Origin of the sequence: Mesorhizobium sp. M7A.F.Ca.AU.002.02.1.1 (assembly GCF_003998535.1) — a bacterium.
GTDB lineage: Bacteria > Pseudomonadota > Alphaproteobacteria > Rhizobiales > Rhizobiaceae > Mesorhizobium > Mesorhizobium ciceri.
In genome coordinates, this window is record NZ_RZPB01000480.1 from 1 (window position 1) to 4,788 (window position 4,788).

The following is a 4,788-nucleotide window of genomic DNA, read 5'->3' on the forward strand; positions in this document are numbered from 1 at the left end:
CTCGACGCCTATGTCGACGACCAGATCGACGTCACCCGCCGCATCGAGGTGGAGGCATTCTTGTCCGCTCGCCCGGAGGCGGCGGCGCGCGTGATGTCGGATCTCAGGACCCGCGATGAACTGCGCGTGGCGCTTGCCGGCTCCAAAGGTATGGCACGGCCCGCGACCGCCGATGCCGCGCGGCGGCTGGAGAGGGGGCTTGCCCGCGGCCGCATCTTCGGTGTGCTGCAGCGCGCCGCGGTGGTTGCTGTCTTCGTCGCCGCCGGGTGGCTGGCGAACGGTATCATCGGGCCGATGTCGGTGACCAAGGTCGTCGCCTCGCCGCAGCCGCCCGCCTATGTCGACGACGCAGTGCGGGCCCACAGGACCACGCTGGTGCGCGAGAGCATGCCGTCGCAGCCCGAGGCGCCCAACTACAACGCCGGCGAGATTCGCGCCGCGACCGCCATCGTCATGCCGTCGCTGCCCAAGGATTGGAAGGTCCGCGACGTGCAGATCTATCCGTCCCGCTTTGGTCCGAGCGTCGAGATGGCGGTCGAGACGAAAGACATGGGGCTGGTGTCGCTGTTTGCGATCCGGCCTGGAACCTTCGACGTCGTCAAGCCGACGATCGCGCCCTCGGGCGACATCTCATCGGCCTATTTCCAGATCGGCGATGTGGCTTATGCGGTGGTCGGACGAAGCGAGGTCCACGACCTCGACCGCGCCGCAGAGACGCTCGCCAAGACGCTCTACTGATCGATCCACAAAGGAGAACGCAAATGAACACCCCCAATCTGGGATATCGCGTCGCCGCCGGCGCCCAAACCGGAGCCGTCTTCGACGAGGGCCTGCGCCAGCATATGCTGCGCGTCTACAACTACATGGGTGTCGGCCTGGTGGTCACCGGCCTCGTCGCCTTCATGATCTCATCGACGCCGGCGCTCTACGTGCCGATCTTCTCCAGCCCGCTGAAATGGGTGGTGATGCTGGCACCGCTCGCCTTCGTCATGCTGTTCTCGTTCAAGATGCAGACCATGTCCGCGGCGAATGCCCAGGCGATGTTCTGGGCCTTCTGCGCGGTCATGGGCCTCTCGCTCGCCTCCGTGTTTCTGGTGTTCACCGGAACCAGCATCGCGCGCACCTTCTTCATCGCAGCCACCATGTTCGGCGCCACCAGCCTGTACGGCTACACGACAAAGCGCGACCTGACCCAGTTCTCGTCGTTCCTGATCATGGGCCTGATCGGCGTGGTGATCGCCAGCATCGTCAACATCTTCCTCGGCTCGACCGCGCTGCAGTTCGCCATCTCGGTGATCGGCATCGCCGTGTTCATCGGCCTGACCGCCTGGGACACGCAGACGATCAAGGAACAGTATGCCGAGAATTTCGACGCGGAATCGCGCCAGAAACTTGCCGTCTTCGGCGCCTTCTCGCTCTATCTGAACTTCATCAACATCTTCCAGCTGCTGCTGAATTTCACCGGCGAACGCGAATAACGACTATCCGCTGTGGGCAAGAGCGAGGGTTATTGCTCTTGATGCGGAGAGGTGGCCGGAGGGAGATCCTCCGGCCACAATTCGTTCCTGCAGAACCAGGCTGCACCTTGAGTCCCGAAGCGCTTTTGCTAGTCTGCCCACCGCGCCGGCCTTCAACAACGACCCGCGAGGAAATGTGGCACAGGACAGCCAAACGCTTCATGGCGACGGTATCTCGGCGACCATCGTTGCGCAGGGCGCCGAACTGATTTCGCTGCAAGATGTGCGCGGATTCGAATTCCTGTGGCAGGCGGGGCCGGAATGGCGGCGTCACTCGCCGGTGCTGTTCCCGATCGTAGGGCGGCTGGCGGGCGATCATCTGCGCCATCGCGGCCGGACCTATCCAATGACGCAGCACGGGTTCGCGCGCGACAAGCCGTTTGCCTGGGCGCGGAAGGGACCGCGATCCTGCACGCTGGTGCTTGCCGACGACGCCGACACCCGGGCGCGCTATCCGTTCGCCTTTCGGCTTGAAGTGACCTACACGCTGGTCCGCCAGCAGCTTGATGTGACTTTCGACATCACCAACACCGGCGATGAGCCGCTGCCGGCATCGATCGGGGCGCACCCGGCATTCAATTGGCCCTTGCAGCCGGATCTGGCCAAGACGGATTACCGGCTGATCTTTGCCCACGATGAACCGGCGCCGATCCGCCGCCTTAAGGACGGACTGCTGCTGAAAACGCCGCAGCCGACGCCTGTCGAAGGCAACATACTCCCGCTCTCCGAGCGGTTGTTCGACGAGGACGCGGTGATCATGGACCAGCCCGCCAGCTCCAGCGTGCGTTATGCCGCCGAGCGTGGCCCGGCGATCGAGATGTCCTGGCAAGGGGTTCGGGAGTTGGGCGTCTGGTCAAAGCCGGGCGGCGCGCCGTTCCTGTGCATCGAACCCTGGCACGGCCTTGCAAGCCCGGTGGATTTCGATGGTGATTTTGTCGACAAACCAGGCCTGATGCTGATCGCGCCGGGTGCAAGTCGCGTGATGAGCTATCAGGTACGTCTGCTGCCAATAGCCAATTGGAGTGCGCTCAGTGAATTCTGAAACGATCGAGATCTACCATCCACGTGGTGTTTCAAATTTGGGCCAATGGGACATTGGTGGTCTCAAGCTCAAAGTCTATGGTCTCGTCGCAGACAACAGAAAGATCGACGAACCCATGGCGACTCTGGCGCAGTCATTCGTGCGACAGGAGGTTCTGCCGCGTGTGGCGGACGAGGGTGACGAGAATGGCATGGGCTTTGTGATCATTCATCCTGGTGAGCTCGGTGTGTCCATCTTAGCTCACTGGTGGATACAGGGTTCGGTGCTTTGTCAGCACATCTATCGGAAGCTGTATTCCGCAACCGAACCGATGGACACGGTTAAGAGACCTGTTATTGCCTGTGTTTGGGAATTGGCTCTGATGAATGCCGAGCAGGAAGCTTGGCGAAAAACGATGATGAAAGGCGAGCCCAATCCATTGGGATACATGGGCGCTTGGGCTGACTTCGAAGCTGCATAGAGGCTGCTCATGATCGACTATTGCGTGGTCGCCCAGATCGTCGGTGCCCAATGAAGCTGTACTTCAGCCGCAATCCCAATCCTCGATTGGCGGTCGCGATCGCACGCTATCTCGAAACGAAACTGGACTTCGAATTCGCCTCGCCATTCGCTGCCGGGCAAATGGAGAAATTTCGCCGGTTAAATCCCAACCTCTCACTGCCCATCCTTGTGGATGATGAGGGAAAGAGCCTCTGGGAGGCAGACGCCATAGCCTGCAGGCTGTCGCGCCACGCGCATTCGGATTTCTGGCGCACCGGCGATGACGAACCTGAGATGATCCGGTGGCTCAGCTGGGGCAAGGAGCACTTCGCACTCGCTTGCGACACGGTGCATTTCGAACGTGGGACGAAACAGCGGTACGGCATCGGCCCGATCGATCAGAAGCGGGTGGAGGAGGGCCTGAACCAATTCCATACGGCTGCGGCAATACTCGACGCCGTGCTTGCCGAGCGGCAGTGGCTGGTCGGCAATTCGGTTTCCTATGCCGATTTTCGAATGGCGACCTTCCTACCGTTCAACGACGCCGCCAGACTGCCGCTCGACGATTATCCCTCTGTCAGCCGCTGGTACCGTCGACTTGAAGACATCGACGCCTGGCGTGACCCTTTCAAAGGGATGGATGCACCCGAATTGCCGCCGGTGCCGCAAATGGCCGTCGCGGATCAGCGGTGAGAACGCGCGCGAAGAGCAGCGCAGCAGGCCGAGCCTACCAAGGCGATGATGTGCGGGGGACCGGATGAATATCTATGTCCTGAGCGTGATCGAAGGACAGGAATGGGTCCTTCCTCGGCAGGCGGACGACTACCAGCTGTTTTCGACGCTCTGCGGCCGGAAGCAGACACAATGGCATCCGCCCAGGATGGAGATCCTGCGCGAACACGACGACGGTACGCTCCGGCAATATTCAGATTTTCCATGGCTTGGCGAGCATGTGCTCATCCTGCGAGCGAGGGCGTCGAAGTTGCTTCGGCCAACCCTCCAACCATACGGTGAATTCCTGCCGCTTCCTGCTGACGAGCCAATATCGCTCTTCAATGTCACCACCGTGATCGATGCACTGGACGAGGAACGTTCAAAGATCGTTCGCTTTGACGATGGCGGCGTCATGGTGATCGAAAGCCTCGTCCTTCGAGCGGACGCAATCGGCGGTACCGAGATATTCAAGCTGCCCGAGCGTGCCGACGGGGTGCGAACATCCGATATTTATCTGCAGGAGACGATCGTACGCCGGATCGGGGAGCTTGGGCTCAAGGGCATTGCTTTCAACCTGGTCTGGAGCGACGAGCCGGTCGGACGAGGCAGGATCGAATACCCAGGTGTCAAAAAGGGCATTTCAACCGCAAGCTCGCTCACGCGCCTTTGGGCCGCTCTGCGGCGAAGAGCGGGATTTTGACATCAAACCTGCCGGACGACGGTGCCGACCACATTGACAAGAAGGCGCGCGGCGGTCAGCGCTGACAGGCCGTCAATATCGGCCGGAGGATAGAACTCGACAAGGTCGAATCCTGCGATCCTGGCCCGTTTGCCGAGGCCGGCGATCAGGTCGATTACCTGCGTGTAGGTGAGGCCGCCGGGTGTACGCGCCGCCACGCCCGGCATGATGCTTGGATCAAGGCTGTCGCAGTCGAGGGTGACGACGACCCGCGCGGCTTCCGGAATATGCCGGAGCGCGGCTTCGACGCCCTGGGCATGAACCTCGCGGGCGGTCACGAAGCGGCTGCCATAGCG

7 protein-coding genes are annotated in these 4,788 nt (G+C 61.5%); 6 read left to right on the forward strand and 1 reads right to left on the reverse strand.

Annotation, left to right across the window (positions count from 1 at the left end; genetic code table 11):
• The 6 genes from EN879_RS24575 to EN879_RS24600 all read left to right on the forward strand — a co-directional run.
• Nucleotides 1–738: anti-sigma factor (locus tag EN879_RS24575; RefSeq protein ID WP_164774555.1), on the forward strand; the 738-nt coding region annotated here is incomplete at its 5' end.
• A 23-nt stretch (nucleotides 739–761) separates the two neighbouring features.
• Nucleotides 762–1,478, forward strand: a complete 717-nt coding sequence (locus tag EN879_RS24580; RefSeq protein ID WP_013531512.1) for a Bax inhibitor-1/YccA family protein — start codon at nucleotides 762–764, stop codon at nucleotides 1,476–1,478.
• A gap of 175 nt (nucleotides 1,479–1,653) precedes the next feature.
• Nucleotides 1,654–2,559 (forward strand): aldose 1-epimerase family protein, encoded by a 906-nt coding sequence (locus EN879_RS24585; RefSeq protein ID WP_013531513.1) that lies wholly within the window; start codon nucleotides 1,654–1,656, stop codon nucleotides 2,557–2,559.
• Nucleotides 2,549–3,019, forward strand: a complete 471-nt coding sequence (locus tag EN879_RS40150) for a hypothetical protein (RefSeq protein ID WP_013531514.1) — start codon at nucleotides 2,549–2,551, stop codon at nucleotides 3,017–3,019. Before EN879_RS24585 ends, EN879_RS40150 begins: the two co-directional genes overlap by 11 nt.
• A 50-nt stretch (nucleotides 3,020–3,069) precedes the next feature.
• Nucleotides 3,070–3,732, forward strand: coding sequence for a glutathione S-transferase family protein (locus tag EN879_RS24595; RefSeq protein WP_063168038.1), 663 nt, complete (start codon nucleotides 3,070–3,072; stop codon nucleotides 3,730–3,732).
• 64 nt (nucleotides 3,733–3,796) lie between these two features.
• Entirely contained in the window at nucleotides 3,797–4,453 is a 657-nt protein-coding gene (locus tag EN879_RS24600; RefSeq protein ID WP_013531516.1) for a DUF1629 domain-containing protein, read from the forward strand.
• Between the two features lie 2 nt (nucleotides 4,454–4,455).
• Here the strand turns inward: EN879_RS24600 and EN879_RS24605 are convergent.
• A partial coding sequence (locus tag EN879_RS24605) for an arginase family protein (RefSeq protein WP_206520996.1) occupies nucleotides 4,456–4,788 on the reverse strand: 333 nt, incomplete at its 5' end.

Bases quoted from the DNA above. Each gene is read 5' to 3' on its own strand.
- EN879_RS24580 (WP_013531512.1), top strand. From the start codon at position 762: ATGAACACCCCCAATCTGGGATATCGCGTCGCCGCCGGCGCCCAAACC.
- EN879_RS24595 (WP_063168038.1), top strand. From the start codon at position 3,070: ATGAAGCTGTACTTCAGCCGCAATCCCAATCCTCGATTGGCGGTCGCG.
- EN879_RS24600 (WP_013531516.1), top strand. From the start codon at position 3,797: ATGAATATCTATGTCCTGAGCGTGATCGAAGGACAGGAATGGGTCCTT.